This is a genomic window from Mesorhizobium sp. NZP2298 (assembly GCF_013170825.1).
Classification (GTDB): domain Bacteria; phylum Pseudomonadota; class Alphaproteobacteria; order Rhizobiales; family Rhizobiaceae; genus Mesorhizobium.
Genome location: NZ_CP033365.1, coordinates 6,754,579 through 6,771,318, shown reverse-complemented (window position 1 = coordinate 6,771,318; position 16,740 = coordinate 6,754,579). Strand labels below are relative to the sequence as shown.

Genomic DNA, 16,740 nt, shown 5'->3' with positions numbered 1-16,740 from the left:
ACCCGCCCCCATGGCGTTGATCGAGCTGATTCCAGCATTGGCCGCGGTTTTACTATCCGCCCGCTTCCCTCAAATTCACTGAAAAATCTGACATCTCATGAACCTATTTGCCTCAGCCAGTACTGTTGCCATCTGCTCTTACGCGCTGCTGTCGACCGTCTATAAAACCGCGCAGGTCTTTTATACCCTGCCTACAAACGTACCGCCGACCTCGGGCGACCCGCCCAGCGGTGAGCCTTGGCCGAGCGTCGATGTCATTATCCCGTGCTACAACGAGGCGCCTCGCACCCTCTCGGACTGCCTGGCTTCCATTGCAAGTCAGGACTACGCCGGCAAACTGCAGGTCTATGTTGTTGATGACGGTTCTGCAAACCGCGATGCCCTCGTGGGTGTACACGAGGAATACGCGGGCGACCCGAGGTTCAACTTCGTTGCGCTCCCAAAGAATGTCGGAAAGCGCAAGGCGCAGATTGCCGCCATTCGCCGCTCGTGCGGAGATTTGGTGCTGAATGTAGATTCGGACACGATACTCGCCCCGGACGTCATCACCAGGCTTGCGCTAAAGATGCAAGATCAAGCGGTCGGCGCCGCCATGGGCCAGTTGGCGGCTAGCAATCGCAGTGAAACTTGGCTGACGCGGTTGATCGACATGGAATACTGGCTCGCCTGCAACGAAGAGCGGGCAGCGCAGGCTCGGTTCGGTGCCGTCATGTGTTGCTGCGGTCCGTGTGCCATGTACCGGCGATCCGCGCTTGTTTCGCTGCTGGATCAGTACGAGACGCAGCGCTTTCGAGGGAAGCCGAGCGACTTCGGCGAGGACCGCCACCTTACGATCCTGATGCTGAAAGCAGGCTTTCGAACAGAGTATGTCCCGGAGGCCGTCGCGGCAACAGTCGTTCCCAACAGCATGGGTCCCTATCTGCGCCAACAGCTTCGCTGGGCCCGGAGCACTTTCCGTGACACGTTGCTGGCGTTCCAACTGCTGCGCGGCCTTAATATTTATCTCACATTGGACGTGATTGGCCAGAATATTGGCCCATTATTGCTCTCTTTGTCGATTCTGGCGGGGCTCGCGCAATTCGTAACGACAGGTACTGTGCCTTGGACGGCATGCCTGATGATTGCAGCCATGACTATAGTTCGCTGCAGCGTGGCAGCGTTTCGTGCGCGCCAACTTCGATTTCTCGGATTCTCGCTCCACACACTCATCAACATCTTTCTCTTGCTCCCGTTGAAAGCATACGCGCTGTGTACATTGAGCAACAGCGATTGGTTGTCGCGAAGCTCGGCGGCCAATGTGCAAGACACCGGCGACGCCCTTCCAAAGCCAAACCTGGTGGGATCTGACGCCGCTTACAGCGAACAGCAATAGTTACTTGATCGCAGGTAGAAGAGTTTTGAGCCAGGACCAGAAACATCAAGTGTTGAAGCGTAAGTTGGGCCCAGAGGATTTGCGGCGATTCGAGACTCCTGCGATCGAACGGGAGTCTCACGGGCAAACAAGCGCGAAAAGCTCCGTGCCTGACTCTCTGTCGACCGTGGCAGTCGATTTTGCCGGCGTAACCAAGTCGTATGGGAACAGGATCGTTGTCGACGAACTGTCGTTCTCCGTTGCGTCGGGAGAGTGTTTCGGCCTCCTCGGACCAAACGGGGCGGGCAAAAGCACGATTGCGCGTATGCTCCTCGGCATGACATGCCCTGACGCGGGCACGATCACGGTGCTCGGCGTCCCGGTGCCGGCGCGCGCTCGGCTGGCACGCAGGGGCATTGGCGTGGTCCCGCAATTCGACAATCTTGACCAGGAATTCACCGTACGAGAGAACCTGCTGGTGTTCGGACGCTACTTCGGCATGAGCACACGTCAGAGCGAAGCGGTCATCCCGTCGCTTCTCGAGTTCGCTCGCCTCGAGCGCAAGGCGGATGCGCGCGTCTCGGAACTATCCGGCGGCATGAAGCGATGCCTGACAATGGCGCGGGCGTTGATCAACGACCCCCAGCTCATTGTGATGGACGAGCCGACCACCGGCCTCGATCCGCACGCGCGCCACCTGATCTGGGAGCGGCTGCGCGCCCTGTTGGCACGCGGCAAGACGATTATCCTGACGACGCATTTCATGGAAGAGGCTGAGCGATTATGCGATCGGCTGTGCGTGCTCGAAAAGGGCCGCAACATCGCCGAAGGCGGCCCGCAGGCGCTGATCGACGAGCATATCGGATGCCAGGTCATGGAGATTTATGGCGGCGATCCGCACGAGTTGCTGTCGCTGGTCAAGCCACATTCCCAGCGCATCGAGGTCAGCGGCGAAACCCTTTATTGCTATGCGCCAGACCCTGACCAGGTGCGCACGCAACTGCAGGGGCGAGCAGGTCTGCGTCTTCTTCTGCGTCCAGCCAATCTCGAGGATGTTTTCTTGCGGCTGACCGGGCGCGAGATGGAGGAGTGAACGATGATTGAAGGTTTTGCGGCGGCGCTGCCGGCCAATGCGTGGAACTGGGTTGCGGTATGGCGACGCAACTATCTGGCATGGAAGAAAGTCGCACTCGTGTCGCTTCTCGGTAACCTCGCCGATCCTATGATCTACCTTTTCGGCCTAGGCACCGGCCTCGGCATAATGGTCGGCCGCGTCGACGGTGCGTCGTATATCGCCTTTTTGGCGGCCGGCATGGTCGCGGTAAGTGCGATGACCGCATCTACCCTGGAAACATTGTACGCGGCTTTCGCTCGCATGCATTCTCAACGCACATGGGAAGCCATGCTCTATACGCACGTTACCCTCGGCGACATCGTTCTGGGTGAACTGGCGTGGGCAGCCACCAAGGCCTTCATGGCCGGTACGGCTATTACCATCGTCACCGCAACCTTGGGCTATGCCGCCTGGCCGTCCGTACTCTATGCGCTGCCAATCATTGCTCTGACAGGGTGCGTATTTGCGAGCCTCGCGATGATCGTCACCGCACTTTCGCCCAGCTACGATTACTTCGTGTTTTACCAGACGCTTGTCCTCACACCTATGCTGTTCCTGTCGGGCGCCGTTTTCCCATTGAACCAGCTGCCTGGCGCCTTTCAGCAGATAGCGCGATGCATGCCGCTGTCACATGCGATCGACCTCATTCGTCCGGTTATGCTTGATCGCCCGATCAGCGGCATCGCCCTGCACGTCGGTGTGCTCGGCCTGTACGCGCTGTTGCCATTCTTCCTCTCGATGGCGCTGTTGCGCCGCCGACTAATGCGCTGACGAAAGAGAGTGAGATAAACAATGCGCTACGGACTTCGTGCTGCAAATAAAAACGACATCGCCAGCGGAAATCGGCATGCCACCCAGGGTCTCCGTGGCATCCAATCAATCTCTCAACGTTATGGAACGCCCGGGACCTCGATCACAGGATCTCATGTTGATCCAGGCGTAAGAGAATTTCTTTGAGGTTGTTGATGTCTGACTGGCGTTCGCGGCGGCGAACGACAACGCAGCCTGTGTTTTTGATCAAACGGCCTTGAGACAGGCCAATTCAGTCTTCCTGTACGATAAACGGAGAGCGAGATGCTGTGTCTAGGATTGAGCGGCGGATTAGACAAAGTCTATGAAAACCGATTCCAGATTGCGAATACATTCATGCACGATGGCGCTGCGGTGCTCGTCCGAGACGGACACGTCATCGCGGCCGTAGAAGAGGAGCGCCTCAATCGGATCAAACACTCCAACAAGCTCCCAATCAGTTCGGTTCAATACTGCCTTTCAGCCGCTGGGGTTCAGCTCAGCGAAATCGATCATGTGGCGTACTACGCTACCGAAGCCTATTGCAACGCCATGCTCGAAAACATGCTTGCTTCCGAGCCGGACGCCTCCATTCCGTTGGATGCCAAACTTTTGGTGCAGCAGCTGTTGGCGCAGGAGTTCGGTAGCGAGCTCGACCCTTCGCGTATCTCATTCGTAAGTCATCATCAGGCGCACGCCGTGAGTGCTTTTGCAATGTCGGGCTTCGAGCAAAGTCTGATTTTCGCGATTGATGGCTCTGGTGATTTCCAGTCGGGTCTTGTGGCGGTAGGATCTGGTGCTGAAATTTCGCAACTCGCGACTTTCCCAGAGAACAATTCCCTTGGGCTATTTTATCTCGAGGTGATCCGGTATCTCGGCTACGGCTTGTTCGATGAATATAAGGTAATGGGGCTTGCCCCCTACGGCGATCCCGTTCCCTATCGCGAGCTTTTCGAGCAGTTCTATGAACTGTCTGCAAACGGCGAGTATCGCGTCCACCTGGACCGCATCGGTCCGACTTTGCTTCGCACCATTCAGGTCCGGCAAAAGGGAATGCCATTCACTCAGCAGCACAAAGATGTGAGTGCGTCGCTACAGGAAGCACTCGAACGCATCGTGTTTCACATTCTTCGGCATCATCGTGAGGCCACAGGGATGACGCGGTTGTGCCTGGCCGGCGGCGTTGCGCACAATTGCTCCATGAACGGCAAGCTGCTCTATTCAGGACTTTTCGAAGACATCTTCGTGCAGCCCGCATCGCATGACGCTGGCTGCGCATTGGGTGCTGCACTCATCGTGTCTGGTGAGCTGGGCCGCCCCGCGCCGCGTGCGCGATTGCAGGAGGTTTATTGGGGGCCGGATCTCGCGAGCGATCATGCTGTGGAAGAGGAACTAAAGGCATGGGCGGGGCACCTGGAGTTTGAACGCACTGAGGAGGTGGCGGATAGGGCAGCCGAGTGGATGGCCGGTGGCGCCGTGATCGGATGGGTGCAAGGTCGTTCGGAGTTCGGGCCGCGCGCGCTCGGAAATCGCAGCATTCTTGCCGACCCCAGGCCCGCCACAAACAAGGACCGGATCAACGCTATGGTCAAGAAGCGGGAAGGGTATCGCCCGTTCGCCCCATCAGTGCTGGAGGAGGATGCGCGCGAATTTTTCGACCTCCCAGGCAGTGCGTGCGAATTTCCCTTCATGAATTTCGTGGTCCGTGTGCGCGACTCCAAGCGTGGTTTGCTCGGCGCCATCACGCACGTCGACGGTACGGCTCGGCTGCAAACAGTATCGCGCAAGGCCAGTCCGGCCTACTGGGACGTCATCAATGCCTTCAAGAAGCGCACTGGCATCCCAATTCTGCTCAACACGTCCTTTAACAACAATGCCGAGCCGATCGTGGATTCAGTTGCAGACTCGATTGCCACGTTCCTGACGACAGGGCTGGATGGACTTGTGGTCGGGCCGTTCCTCGTCAAAAAACGGGCCACAACGCTGGAGGATTGGACTGCGCTCGCGGTTTCATTGCCGCCTTATGTATCCCTGTATAAGGTCCGCGCTCACACGGCGCTGGATCGCCAGGAGACCATCTGCGAAATCCGAACGGATCACTCCAGCCGTGACGGTGTGCGTATTTCACATGACTTGTTCGATCTGCTGACGCGGATCGAAGGCGAAGCCGTGCTCGCGGATCTCCTCGATACAATTACGCTGGATCAGGCCCAGCGCGAGGCTCTCACAGGAGAACTGCGACGGTTGTGGGAGCAGCGCCGCGTTCGCATGCGTCCCTCGCAAGCTGCTCGCGTCGATCAAAACTGATGCCAATCGCTGGACGACAGATAGCAGTTGCCGAAACACCGGTCTGTCCAAGCATCTTCATATGACTGTGCCCAATCCATCGGCTGAGGCAAGGATCCTGACGATTGCATCTGCTCGCGAGCATGTCATGTTCAACCCATCTAACCCTTATGGCAGTCGAGGATCAGTAATGGATTTGCTTGCCGGTGGCCCAAAACAGCACCAATTTGTCGTTTCTCGACGGCGGACCCGGTTCGGTGACTGGCTATGGTCTCCGGCATCAGCCTGGTGTTACGCATAGCGGACGGGACGTGCGAGCGGGCTGCGCCGCTCGCGGGATAAGGCGGCGGCCCTACGGCGCGCCAAGCCGGCATATTCGTCGTTGAGATGCTTTTTGGCCAAATGCGCGGTGGGGCGACGATCATGTCTTAGCGCGGCTTGACCCTTCGCCCTCCAATTATGACGCCATTGCGGATTTCGCCGGCGCTTTCTTCAGGACTCGAGATCTGTTGGTCAAGGCCACCCGCGCGGTTAGCGTTGGCGACGCCCGACATCTGCTTTCGGGCAATCGCCTGATCGGGATGCGAGTCGAGGAAGGGGAGATCACCCAACCCACGGCCGAATGCCCGTCGCGCACCTGCGCGATCGCAAGCGCCGTGGTGCTGTGCCATTCCATGCGAAGCGTGAGAGTCCTTTTCAGCCCGCGCAGAACCAGGAAGGCCGACATGGTCGGGAGCGCCGCGCCGGTGATGTAGCGCAAGGCCGTTTCGTACAGCGTGTGGAGGGGTTCCGCGTCGCCGAGGATTGCGCCGCCAAGGCTGCGGCCTCATTCGCCGCAACACTTTCAATCGTAGGTCGAGTTCAGGAAGACGCGTGGTTGACCGGCATTGGGAAAACCAGCCGGATCGTAGCCGTGATGGATGGCGCGGGTAGCGAAGCCGAATTTGGCATCGTTCGCAGATGTGCCACTTTCCGGTCTCGGATTGCGGTCTCGGGCATCGGCTTCAGACGTGCTCTTGGCTTTCGGAAGGAGTGGCTGCAAACTGGTTGATATGGAATGTCCAGTTGGCAGGAAAAGAAATGGTCCAGTCTCCAGGTCCCGGTGCTTCAACCCGCTCGCATGGCATGGGCGCGCGCCAGATCTACGAAGCGCTTCGCGAGCAGATCCTCAGAGGCGTTTACGGCACCGGCAGCCAGCTGCCGTCCTCCCGTGGTCTCGCCGAGGAACTTGGAGTCTCGCGAACGACCGTCACCGTCGCCTACGAGCAGCTGGCCGCGGAAGGTTTCATCGACATCCGTCAAGGCGCGCGCCCTCGTGTCGCATCCTCACTGCTGGGACATGAGCTGACCGCCAATCCCCCAAAACGGTTCGGCCCGGTTCACTTGTCAAGCTATGGCGAACGGCTGCGTGGTACTCCGCGCTGGCCGGATTACCTGCCGAACACGCTGAAGGTTGATTTCCGATATGGCGTCCTGGCGCCCTCAGATTTCCCCGCATCGGTTTGGAAGCGCGCGATGAACGCGGCGATGGCGCAGCGGCCGGCACGGCTCGCCTATGACGATCCGTGCGGTTCGAGCCGGCTCCGCCAAGCGCTTCAGGGCTATCTCTGGCGCGCCCGTACTGTGCGCTGCGACCCCGAGCAGATCGTCATCGTCAATGGTTCGCAGCAGGGCCTCGATCTCTGCGCGCGCCTGCTGCTCGACCCCGGGGACAGCTTCGTCATCGAGGACCCCTGCTACAGGATGGCGCGCCAGGTCTTTGCCAGTACAGGTGCCACGCCCGTTCCCGTCGAGGTTGACGATCACGGCATGCAAACGGAGCAACTGGCGGGGGTCGCGGCCCGGCTGGCCTATGTGACGCCCTCGCATCAGTTTCCGCTCGGCGGCGTCATGCCGATCCCGCGGCGGCATCAGCTTCTGGAATGGGCGCGGGAGCAGGGCGCCTATGTCATCGAGGACGACTACGACAGCGAATATCGCTACGATATCAGCCCCGTTCCCCCGCTGCATAGCCTCGAGGATCATGGGGCCGTCATCTACCTCGGCACCATCTCCAAGACGCTCTCGCCGATGCTGCGGATCGGTTATCTCGTCGTCCCGGCGGAATTCCTGCAGGTTTTCGAAACCGCCAAGCAGCTTGCCGACCGGCATTCTCCGATGGCGGGGCAGGAGTCATTGGCCTCTCTGATCGAGAGCGGTGGCTATGAAAGCCATGTGCGCCGCGTGCGCCGCATCAACGGCGAGCGCCGGGAGGCATTGCTGACCGCCCTGAAGCGCAGTTTTCAAGGTCGGATCGCCGTCCAGGGGGCAGAGGCTGGACTGCACGTCGTCATATGGTTCAACGACCTGCCGCGATCGCGTGAAATGGCGTTGGTCGAAGCTGCCCAATACGCGGGTCTGGGTCTGCACCCGATTTCGCCGCTTTATCATCGGCAGTCGGGAGCAGGCGAAGCCGACCGCGTCGGGCTTGTCATGGGCTATTCCGCCCTGAGCATCCGGCAGATCGAAAAAGGCGTCGAGATGCTGCGGGACGTCGTCGCTCGACTCTGAGACGCTGACGGTTCCGCACGCGGGTTAGAACGCATTCGCGGCCGCTCATCGTAAACAGTTCATCGTTGAAGTAGTCGCGCGGCCGGGCGACGGCCGCGCTCATGGCCGGCTGACTAAGGTTGATGCTGCTGCCGCCGCCGTGAGGTTGCACGCGATCCAAGCCTTTGTCTCATCTATCCGCAACGTGGATGCTTGTCATCGAAACAATCGATTTTGCCGATTCGAAAGAACGTCCCATAGGAAGAATTCAAGGATGCAGCCCTAAGGAGATTGTCGATGCATGCGTTGGCTCCGAGGAGCATTTTCTGGTGTGTCCCTCCTGGTCTGCGCCGAACATCAAGCGAGCCGACCCCCTTTTCGACCAGGTACATCGGTGATCGGCGCAAGCTGCATCGCGTCGGCTCTTCGCGACAAGCTCCCCCCGATAGCGTAGGCCCCTACCTCAAGGATCGGGGTTATGCCGATTGCGAATGGCCGACCGGTACAACAATTGACCGCAAGGGTTCGCAGCTATGAGACGTCTCGATGACAGATGGAAGGTGCAGAGTGAATGCGCTGACGGCACCGGGCGTCGAAGCGTTTATCTGACGTTTGACGACGGTCCCAATCCATGTTTCACACCACAGATACTCGATGTGCTGGCGCAAAATCGGGTGCCAGCGACATTCTTCGTCATTGGTGCTTACGCCGCAGAGCATCCGGATCTCATCCAGCGAATGATCGCAGAAGGGCATGAGGTAGGCAACCACACGATGTCTCATCCGGACCTGTCCAAATGCGGTTTGGGCGAAGTGCAACGTGAGGTATCTGAGGCGAACCAGGCCATCATGCTGGCATGCCCGCAGGCCTCGATCCGCTACATTCGCGCGCCATACGGCGCCTGGAGCGAAGAAGTGTTCACTGCCTCAGAGATCGCGGGGCTGGCGGCCCTTCATTGGTCGATCGACCCAAGAGACTGGTCGCGCCCCGGCACCGACGCGATCGTCGATGCAGTGCTCGCCTCGGTACGCCCCGGCGCAATCGTGCTCTTGCACGACGGATGCCCTCCCGACGAGTCGACACGGAGCACTCAAGCCAGTCTGCGCAACCAGACCGTTATGGCGCTGTCCAATCTGATTCCTGCATTAGATGCCTGCGGATATGAAATTCGCTCGCTTCCAGAACATCACTGAAATGCGAGATCCCATGGACCTGCTTTCCCAGCCAGTACCTGTGTGGTCTCGCTTATGAAGGCTTACAGGCCGTTTACGCCCTGCGAACAAGCACTTCGTCGACATCGGACGAACTGGTCGGCTCCGACAGTTGGCTAGACGTCTGTTGTCACCTGCTACGATGAGGACCCGCGCACGCTCTCGGCATGGCCCAGCACCGCCGGTAGGTTCACTCTTCGACGATTGTTGAATGTATGGTTCACTTCGCGTTGGATCGATTTCATTGGGCTTGTCACAGGCTCACATAGCGCGACCCTGCGGGATCGCTGGCTGCGTCCGAAAGGTTTGGCAGGCAATTCGCATACCGTGACCGGCACCGGGGATTCCGGTGCTCTGATCCGGCGCGCGATGCCATCTTTCACCAACTGGACTACCTCAATAGCTTCTGACTGGCTGTTTCCAACAGGCCAGCTTGCCGATACCTGACTTGGTAACGCAAGGAGTTTCGCGATGTACATCCCTCCCGCTTTCCGCGACGACGACAAGGAATGCCTGCGCGCGACCATTCGCGCGGCGCTGCTGGCGAACTTCGTTACCGTCACGGCGGAAGGACCGCTCGCAACGCCACTGCCCCTCTTCCTTGACGAGAGCGAGGGCGAGCACGGCGTGATCTACGGGCACCTGGCGAAGGCCAATCCCCAGTGCCGTGTTCCGCCGCTGGGCGACGGCTTGGCCATCTTCATGGGGCCGGACGCTTACGTGACGCCGGCATGGTATGCGACCAAGCGGGAAACCGGGAAGGTCGTCCCGACCTGGAATTACGTCGCCGTCCACGCCTATGGCCCGGTCGAGTTCTTCGAGGATGCGGGAAGATTGCTGGACGTCGTGAATCGGCTGACCGACCACCACGAGGGCGAGCGCGCCTCGCCTTGGGCGGTGTCGGACGCGCCGCCGGATTTTATACAGGCGCAACTCCGCGGAATCGTCGGCCTGCGCATGCCAATCACGAGGCTGGAGGGCAAGCGCAAAATGAGCCAGAACCGGAACGCGGCCGACCGCGCTGGCGTGGCGGCGGGCCTTGCGGCGAGCGAGCGGGCATCTGACCGCGACGTCGCCGCTCTCATCCCAAAATAATCATGAACTTCGTCGGAATCGACCATCATGCCAGAACTGACCCCACTCGCCCTGTACCTCGCCGCGGCCTCCGTGCTCGCCATCACCCCCGGTCCGGGCATCTTCTACGTTGCCGCGCGCACGCTCGCCGGTGGTCGTCGGGAAGGTATCGCTTCCAGCTTCGGCACGGGGTTGGGGGGCATGATCCACGTCCTCGCCGCAAGCTTAGGTGTTTCCGCGATCGTGCTCGAGAGCTCGGAACTGTTCTCCGCATTAAAGCTGTTCGGCGCGGTCTACCTCGTCTGGCTCGGCTTTCGCACCTTTCAAGCCGCCCGCCTCAAGGGAGCGACTGGCGGCGATGACGGCGCCGCAGTGGGTCCAGTCGGACCCCGGCGGGCGTTTCGTGAAGGGGTACTGGTCGAGGCGCTCAACCCGAAGACGGCAGTCTTTTTCCTCGCCTTCATTCCGCAGTTCGTGAATCCGAGCGCAGGGCTCGTAGCTCTGCAATTCGTGGTGCTTGGCTCCGTGTCCATTGCGCTCAACACGCTCGCCGACATCGTGGTTGCCGTCGTGGCCAGCGGCATTCAAGACGGCGCGGCAGCGCGTCCCGGGTTGATCCGCCGCCTGAGGGAGGCGTCAGGTGGCGCGATGATCGCGCTGGGCGTCGGCCTCGCTCTGGCGAAACACCCTGCTGCCTGACTTTGGCGGGTACCTTGCGGAAGCAGTTGGATGGCTGCGAGCGAGTTCGGTCATTGCACCTATTTAACCATGTCTCAGGAGGCGCGGCACCGCCGTTTGGGTGAACGTCGGCTCATAAATGAGAGAAAAACATAGCGTGAGAGAAACGTGAATACGACTGCCTCGCCTCGCTCATGCCCATCATTTCGGACCTCGCGAATCAACGCACGGTAGAAGCCAGTCAGCCGAGAATGACGCCCGTTTCATGGAAGGAAAGCCAAGCCATGCGCGAAGCATCGCCCCGCTTTGCACTCGATTATTTGGCGACGCCCGGACTTGACGTCAGGGCACTTTTCGCTTTTGCCCGCGACCAGGGCCTAACCGATGTCCAGATCCGCAGCCAACCGGGCAGCAATGCTATTGCACGCGGCCTGCCGGCGGCGGACGTCCGGTCTGCGGCCGCCGACACAGGCGTTGGGATTATTTCCGTCAATGCCCTCCAGCGCTTCAATGAGTGGACCCCCGCCCGCAGGGCCGAGGCGAGCAAGCTCGCCGATTATGCAGCGGCCTGCGGAGCCAAGACGCTCATGCTGGTGCCGGTCAACGGCGGCTCCTGGCCCGCCAATGTCGAGCGCCGGGGCGATCTCCGCGTCGCCTTGAAGGCGCTCAAGCCGATCCTCCAGTCGCGCGGTCTGATCGGTCTCATCGAGCCGCTGGGCTTCCGGACCTGCTCGCTTCGATCGAAGAACGAAGCGGCTAAGGCCATTGCCGCCATTGATGGCCAATCCGTCTTCCGCCTCGTGCACGACACGTTCCACCACACGCTTGCCGGGGAGACGTTCTTCTCCTCCGAGCTGACCGGTCTCGTCCACATTTCAAGCGTGAACGATCCGATCCACTGGATTTACCCGGATCGCGTCCTAGTCGGTTCCGACAATGGCAGCCAGATCCGGGCGCTGCTTGATGGCGGCTATGGGGGGCCCTTCTCATTCGCACCGTTTGTCGATGCAGCCCACCCGCTGGACGACCTCGCAGGCGCACTTGCCGCGAGCATCGCTCTCTTCCGACACGGGCTATTGACGCGAGTGCCGGCGTGAGATGCGGGAGTAAATTAGGGCTGCCTGGGGCGCCTTTTGGCGTCCCCCGGAGAAGTCATTCGAGACGCCTCCTGTAGCAATATCTCTCGCAGCCAGATGCTTGCCGGATCACTGTTGTGAAGGGCGGGCCATTGAACGGCCTCGGTGAACGTGGGTAGCGGCAGCGGAAGGTCGATGATCCGCAGGGGAAAGGTTTTTTTGAAATGCTGAACCAGCCGGAAGGGCATGGTCGCTATACGAGCTGTGCCTGAGACCATCGGCGGGATCATGCTAAAGGCCTGCACAACGATCTCAACACGTCTCTTGAGACCATGCTCAAGAAAAAACTGTTCCTCGATGGAGGGCTTCAGCGTCCGCCCGAACTTGACCGCAACGTGCCTCATCGACATGTATCTCTCGAATGTAAGCTGCCGTGGCAGCTGCTTGTTCGTGGAGCAGCCCACGCACACGAGCGTGTCGTCGAACAGCGCCGCTCTTGGATGGGCACTTGACATGAACAATTCTGGAAAAATCAGAAAATCGACGTCACCGCGCCGGAGAAGCTCATCGGGGTCGTCGTCTATAGGCAACAATTCGAAGCTGACGGCGGGTGCTTCGCGTGCAACCCGCTCCACGACCTTTTCAAAAAACACGAGTGTGGCGAAATCGGAAAGAATGATCCTGAAACGGCGATCGGATTGAGCCGGATTAAACGGATCCCAAGAGATAATCGAGCACTGGATTTTTAGCAGTGCGCTGCGAACTGCGGGGGCGAGTGCTTCCGCACGCGGGGTTAGAACGCGTTCGCGGCCGCTCGTCGTAAACAGTTCATCGTTGAAATAGTCGCGCAGCCGGGCGACGGCCGCGCTCATGGCCGGCTGACTAAGGTTGATGCTGCTTGCCGCCGCCGTGAGGGTCCGCTCGGTCAGCAGTGCGTCGAGCACGACGAGAAGGTTCAGATCAAGGCCCTTGAAGCGCATCTTTCACTTATCCATAGCGTGGATGCTCGCGATCTAAACAATCGATTTTACCAAACTTCCAGGGCGCTGCATAGATGACCGCACTTTACATGCGCCCGATCACGCCACTGCTTCTGCAGCGTGTGCTGGGAAATGACTTGTAAGTAGCCGATCATGTCGAACTCTCCGCCTTCTTCCAAAAGGCCTATGGGCGACAGGGGCTTTCAGGCGGTTGTAGCTGGGCCGGTGCAGGGCCGAAGGTTCGCGCAATCGGCTCTGATGTGCACGGCGTAGCAGCTCACTAGGACCCGCTGCGCCATTTCTTCACGGTTGGCGAGGTTGATTTCTTGGGAGGCGAACTCGGATCGTACAGGATGCATCCGGATCTTGAGAGACACGGAATGAGTCATTCTATCCGCATCATGCGGCCGGTGCTGCAGCAGCGTGGCATTCCATTCGCTTTTGGCATGGTTCGGCACCCGTTGCGAAACCATCTTGAGAGGTTCTGCAGAGACGGCCAGACGACCATAGTGCCGGGCGTTCGCATCGCCACACATGATCGCGACCGCCAATGCGCTCGAGGTTTGCGATCAGGCACTGGGATTTTGTCCGCTCGGTTGCAGCCAATCGGCCCTCCATACCACGCCGCGATCCGCGTGATTTTCGATCCTTTGCACCGCGCTCGCCGTGCCCAGAAACGGCAAGTAGCAACTGCAACAGATAGGCTGGAGTCTGATGCTTGATCACATAAGAGCCGGAACGAAGGGACGCGGCTCGTGCCCAGCAGGGACAAACAACCGAGACCTAAGCTTTGATTTCGCCAAAGGTATACTCATTACTTTGGTGATAATTGGGCACCTGTTACAATATTTAATCTACCAGGGCACCGACGCATTCTGGTTGTCGCCGTATTTCAAGTCGATCTACATGTTTCATATGCCTCTCTTTATGGCGATAAGCGGATATCTTTCTTCTGGGGCAATTTTGCGAAAATCGTTCACCCAGGGTGTCGGTGAGCGGGCAATGCAGCTAATACTGCCAATGCTTTTTTGGTGTACGCTGATTTGGACGTTAAAGTTCGTAGTGATTTTTCCTACGAAGAGTTTAACCGACACATTGCTGGACTTGTCGACGGAAGTTATTGGAACCTACTGGTTCATATGGGCGGCATTTATTTCGTTCATTCTGATTAGAGTTCTTACAACTTTCAACCGTCTATCGATATGGATCATAAGCGCATCTGCAATTGCGGTCGTATTCGCACCCATCACGTTATCAATAACCCCGTTGTTAAAATACACCTACCCATTTTATTGTTTAGGGTTCCTGTTTGCCCAGCCGATCGGATGGCAGAATGGCGTCATCTGGCGTTACAAATGGATTTTTGTTGTCTTACTTTCGATAGCGGCTTTCATATGCTTCCTCGGGTGGGGCAAGGAGACTTATGCCTACAATAATCTCGTTTTAATTCATGATGAACAGTCAGCTAAACAAGTTTTTCTGATGTTCTCTGGCTCTTTGGCGGCTTCTGCAGTAGCAATGCAGTCTATGTTCCAATGCTGGAGACTTGTCTATTCGACTAGAGTAGCTCGCTTCGTCGCGGTGCAGCTTGGTCAGAGCACGCTGCTGCTTTACCTGGTCCAGGGTGCCGTGTTTCGCCTCATGGATTTGATACAGTTTGGAGAAGTCTGGAATCTCACGACCAGAATCGCCTTCGCAACTGTGCTTGGAGTGGCGATTGTCGTCATAGCGATGGCAATTCGCAGTATTGCGCGCAACCTCGGATATGTGTCGCGGATCGTTGTCGGAGCGCCGCCACGCCCAAGTCTGCTCAAATCTCAATCTGTAATCAATTAGTCACGTGAAAAATTCGCATCTGTAATCGACATGTTTCATAGCTCCGGACCTATCCGATCGACCGTTGTACCGGTCGGCCATTCGCTCATCGGCCGCGCTATCCCCATAACTACGACGAGCACGTCCTCCACGCGCGCGGGCGGCAGGTCGGGACACAACACCTCTGAGTGGGACCGTAAACGAGCGCCCATAATGGTCACGATGACAAACAACCACGTTACGGACAGATGAGGCATGCGTTTCAAAGGCCTTGATCTGAACCTTCTCGTCGTGCTCGACGCACTGCTGACCGCGCGCAACCTCACGGCCGCGGCAAGCAGCATCAACCTTAGTCAGCCGGCCATGAGCGCGGCCGTCGCCCGGCTGCGCGACTATTTCAACGATGAACTGTTTACGATGAGCGGCCGCGAACGCGTTCTAACCCCGCGTGCGGAAACACTCGCCCCCGCAGTTCGTGGCGCACTCTTGCACATCCAATGCTCGATTATTTCTTGGGATCCGTTTAATCCGGCTCAATCCGATCGCCGCTTCAGGATCATTCTTTCCGATTTCGCCACACTCGTGTTTTTTGAAAAGGTCGTGGAGCGGGTTGCGCGCGAAGCACCCGCCGTCAGCTTCGAATTGCGGCCGCTCGACAACGACCCCGATGAGCTTCTCCGGCGCGGTGACGTCGATTTTGTGATTCTTCCGGAATTTTTCATGTCGAGCGCCCATCCAAGAGCGGCGCTGTTCGACGAGACATTCGTGTGCGTGGGCTGCCCCACGAACAAGCAGTTGCCACGTCAGCTTACATTCGAGAGATACGTGTCGATGAAACACATTGCGTTCAGGGTCGGCGGTGCCCAGATGCCATCCATCGAGGAACAGTTTTTGCTTGAGCATGGTCTCAAGAGACGTGTTGAGATCGTCGTACAGGCCTTTAGCATGATCCCGCCGATGGTCTCAGGCACAGCTCGGATAGCGACCATGCCCTTCCGGCTGGTTCAGCATTTCAAAAAAACCTTCCCCTTGCGGATCATCGAACTTCCGCGGCCACTACCCACGTTCACCGAGGCCGTCCAATGGCCCACCCTCCACAACAGTGATCCGGCAAGCATCTGGATGCGGCAGATAATGTTGCAGGAGGCATCCCGCATGTGAAGTCGCGGGCACTCCTGGTCTCAGTCTAGATTTACTCAGCGCCTCATACGGGTGCGAACCGGCGTGCAAAATTGGGTCTGACGCACATTCGATGATTTTGCATGACGGCGTGCCACGTGTTTCCCCACGCTGGCAGCCGGCAACACCAAAAACATGAAGTGGAAGAAGTACTTTTACCGCAAGCTATGCGAGGCTGAAGGTTTTCGCCATGCGCCGCACCGAATTGCGGGGATACTGAGCGTGAGATAACTCGTCTCGTCCTCCTGCCGAATTCCGGTAAGCCGCCTTACCAAGGGCAGGCGGCGCTTGAGATTCCGCCGCTGGAAATCCGTCCCGCGGGGCTGTCGACGTTCAATCGCGGCTGGATCACAGTTGGTGAATACAACTACGATATCGCCGAACGATCCTCTATTTCGGGCCGAATCAGAAGCTGCGGGGCATGTTCGGCCCCGAGCTTCATGTAAGAGATCAGGCGCGCGATCCGCCCGATGCTCGCCGCAAGACAGAGCCGCATAGACCGCGTCGCCATGCCAGAGCGGTCGACGGACGAGGCGGTCCGGTTCGGTCCCGCACTCTTAGGTTCTCTCGTCGGCACCATCATTCGAAACGCCCCCGCCGGTCGAAATCGACCGGACAACAGCGTCCGATCACCCGGAGACGAGGCCTGCAACCGCCA

Annotated in this window: 14 protein-coding genes and 3 pseudogenes; 13 read left to right on the top strand and 4 right to left on the bottom strand. The window is 58.7% G+C overall.

All coding sequences use genetic code 11. The annotated features are described in order from the left end of the window. Positions 1 to 97 precede the first annotated feature (97 nt). The 4 genes from nodC (at position 98) to EB231_RS32185 (ending at position 5,561) form a co-directional block, all read left to right on the top strand. On the top strand, positions 98 to 1,372 hold the full coding sequence (gene nodC / locus EB231_RS32200) for a chitooligosaccharide synthase NodC (RefSeq protein ID WP_010913821.1): 1,275 nt from the start codon (positions 98 to 100) through the stop codon (positions 1,370 to 1,372). Positions 1,373 to 1,475: 103 nt separating this feature from the next. Then, on the top strand, positions 1,476 to 2,444 hold the full coding sequence (nodI, locus tag EB231_RS32195; protein WP_246741043.1) for a nodulation factor ABC transporter ATP-binding protein NodI: 969 nt from the start codon (positions 1,476 to 1,478) through the stop codon (positions 2,442 to 2,444). Positions 2,445 to 2,447: 3 nt separating this feature from the next. After that, positions 2,448 to 3,236, top strand: coding sequence for an ABC transporter permease (locus EB231_RS32190; RefSeq protein ID WP_010913823.1), 789 nt, complete (start codon positions 2,448 to 2,450; stop codon positions 3,234 to 3,236). 303 nt (positions 3,237 to 3,539) lie between these two features. Then, the gene (locus EB231_RS32185; protein WP_172352354.1) at positions 3,540 to 5,561 is read left to right on the top strand and encodes a carbamoyltransferase family protein; all 2,022 of its coding nucleotides are present in this window, start codon (positions 3,540 to 3,542) and stop codon (positions 5,559 to 5,561) included. A gap of 436 nt (positions 5,562 to 5,997) precedes the next feature. Here EB231_RS32185 and EB231_RS32180 read toward each other — a convergent pair whose 3' ends face one another. Then, positions 5,998 to 6,300 (bottom strand): PLP-dependent transferase, encoded by a 303-nt coding sequence (locus EB231_RS32180; protein ID WP_246740809.1) that lies wholly within the window; start codon positions 6,298 to 6,300, stop codon positions 5,998 to 6,000. A gap of 320 nt (positions 6,301 to 6,620) precedes the next feature. Between EB231_RS32180 and pdxR the strand changes: the two genes are divergently transcribed. Then, positions 6,621 to 8,090: a MocR-like pyridoxine biosynthesis transcription factor PdxR gene (gene pdxR, locus EB231_RS32175; RefSeq protein ID WP_172353115.1), complete on the top strand. Its 1,470-nt coding sequence runs from the start codon at positions 6,621 to 6,623 to the stop codon at positions 8,088 to 8,090. 22 nt (positions 8,091 to 8,112) lie between these two features. Here the strand turns inward: pdxR and EB231_RS32170 are convergent. Next, positions 8,113 to 8,273 (bottom strand): annotated as a pseudogene (locus tag EB231_RS32170) (LysR family transcriptional regulator); the annotation flags it as partial. A 329-nt stretch (positions 8,274 to 8,602) separates the two neighbouring features. On the opposite strand from EB231_RS32170, the gene nodB reads away from it, so the two are divergent. The 4 genes from nodB (at position 8,603) to EB231_RS32150 (ending at position 12,129) form a co-directional block, all read left to right on the top strand. Further along, positions 8,603 to 9,262, top strand: a complete 660-nt coding sequence (gene nodB, locus EB231_RS32165; protein WP_069091164.1) for a chitooligosaccharide deacetylase NodB — start codon at positions 8,603 to 8,605, stop codon at positions 9,260 to 9,262. Positions 9,263 to 9,751: 489 nt separating this feature from the next. Next, positions 9,752 to 10,375, top strand: a complete 624-nt coding sequence (locus EB231_RS32160; protein WP_010913831.1) for an FMN-binding negative transcriptional regulator — start codon at positions 9,752 to 9,754, stop codon at positions 10,373 to 10,375. Positions 10,376 to 10,402: 27 nt separating this feature from the next. Beyond that, positions 10,403 to 11,053 carry a LysE family translocator gene (locus EB231_RS32155; protein ID WP_010913832.1) on the top strand — a complete coding sequence of 217 codons (651 nt, stop codon included), beginning with the start codon at positions 10,403 to 10,405 and terminating at the stop codon, positions 11,051 to 11,053. Positions 11,054 to 11,316: 263 nt separating this feature from the next. Further along, on the top strand, positions 11,317 to 12,129 hold the full coding sequence (locus EB231_RS32150; RefSeq protein ID WP_246740808.1) for a TIM barrel protein: 813 nt from the start codon (positions 11,317 to 11,319) through the stop codon (positions 12,127 to 12,129). 14 nt (positions 12,130 to 12,143) lie between these two features. Here the strand turns inward: EB231_RS32150 and EB231_RS32145 are convergent, their stop codons facing one another. Then, on the bottom strand, positions 12,144 to 13,088 hold the full coding sequence (locus EB231_RS32145; RefSeq protein WP_172352353.1) for a LysR family transcriptional regulator: 945 nt from the start codon (positions 13,086 to 13,088) through the stop codon (positions 12,144 to 12,146). A 206-nt stretch (positions 13,089 to 13,294) separates the two neighbouring features. Between EB231_RS32145 and EB231_RS32140 the strand changes: the two are divergent. Both EB231_RS32140 and nolL read left to right on the top strand, forming a co-directional pair. Continuing rightward, positions 13,295 to 13,810: pseudogene (locus EB231_RS32140) on the top strand (hypothetical protein); the annotation flags it as partial. Beyond that, the gene (nolL, locus tag EB231_RS32135; protein WP_172352352.1) at positions 13,803 to 14,924 is read left to right on the top strand and encodes a nodulation factor fucose acetyltransferase NolL; all 1,122 of its coding nucleotides are present in this window, start codon (positions 13,803 to 13,805) and stop codon (positions 14,922 to 14,924) included. The pseudogene EB231_RS32140 and the gene nolL, both read left to right, overlap by 8 nt. Before the next feature lie 35 nt (positions 14,925 to 14,959). On the opposite strand, the gene EB231_RS35340 is transcribed toward nolL, so the two are convergent. After that, positions 14,960 to 15,115, bottom strand: a complete 156-nt coding sequence (locus EB231_RS35340) for a hypothetical protein (protein ID WP_272481108.1) — start codon at positions 15,113 to 15,115, stop codon at positions 14,960 to 14,962. Between the two features lie 43 nt (positions 15,116 to 15,158). Here EB231_RS35340 and EB231_RS32125 point away from each other — a divergent pair, with 43 nt between their 5' ends. Beyond that, positions 15,159 to 16,064, top strand: a complete 906-nt coding sequence (locus EB231_RS32125) for a LysR family transcriptional regulator (protein ID WP_172352351.1) — start codon at positions 15,159 to 15,161, stop codon at positions 16,062 to 16,064. 111 nt (positions 16,065 to 16,175) lie between these two features. Continuing rightward, positions 16,176 to 16,291 (top strand): annotated as a pseudogene (locus EB231_RS32120) (nitrogen fixation protein NifQ); the annotation flags it as partial. Positions 16,292 to 16,740: the final 449 nt, after the last annotated feature.

What these genes read in the sequence shown, in the direction of transcription:
- EB231_RS32145 (WP_172352353.1), bottom strand. Translation starts at nt 13,088, where the DNA reads ATGCGCTTCAAGGGCCTTGATCTGAACCTTCTCGTCGTGCTCGACGCA.
- nodC (WP_010913821.1), top strand. Translation starts at nt 98, where the DNA reads ATGAACCTATTTGCCTCAGCCAGTACTGTTGCCATCTGCTCTTACGCG.
- EB231_RS32190 (WP_010913823.1), top strand. Translation starts at nt 2,448, where the DNA reads ATGATTGAAGGTTTTGCGGCGGCGCTGCCGGCCAATGCGTGGAACTGG.
- EB231_RS32185 (WP_172352354.1), top strand. Translation starts at nt 3,540, where the DNA reads ATGCTGTGTCTAGGATTGAGCGGCGGATTAGACAAAGTCTATGAAAAC.
- EB231_RS32150 (WP_246740808.1), top strand. Translation starts at nt 11,317, where the DNA reads ATGCGCGAAGCATCGCCCCGCTTTGCACTCGATTATTTGGCGACGCCC.
- EB231_RS32155 (WP_010913832.1), top strand. Translation starts at nt 10,403, where the DNA reads ATGCCAGAACTGACCCCACTCGCCCTGTACCTCGCCGCGGCCTCCGTG.
- EB231_RS32125 (WP_172352351.1), top strand. Translation starts at nt 15,159, where the DNA reads ATGCGTTTCAAAGGCCTTGATCTGAACCTTCTCGTCGTGCTCGACGCA.
- pdxR (WP_172353115.1), top strand. Translation starts at nt 6,621, where the DNA reads ATGGTCCAGTCTCCAGGTCCCGGTGCTTCAACCCGCTCGCATGGCATG.
- nodB (WP_069091164.1), top strand. Translation starts at nt 8,603, where the DNA reads ATGAGACGTCTCGATGACAGATGGAAGGTGCAGAGTGAATGCGCTGAC.
- nolL (WP_172352352.1), top strand. Translation starts at nt 13,803, where the DNA reads ATGCTTGATCACATAAGAGCCGGAACGAAGGGACGCGGCTCGTGCCCA.
- EB231_RS35340 (WP_272481108.1), bottom strand. Translation starts at nt 15,115, where the DNA reads ATGGGCGCTCGTTTACGGTCCCACTCAGAGGTGTTGTGTCCCGACCTG.
- EB231_RS32160 (WP_010913831.1), top strand. Translation starts at nt 9,752, where the DNA reads ATGTACATCCCTCCCGCTTTCCGCGACGACGACAAGGAATGCCTGCGC.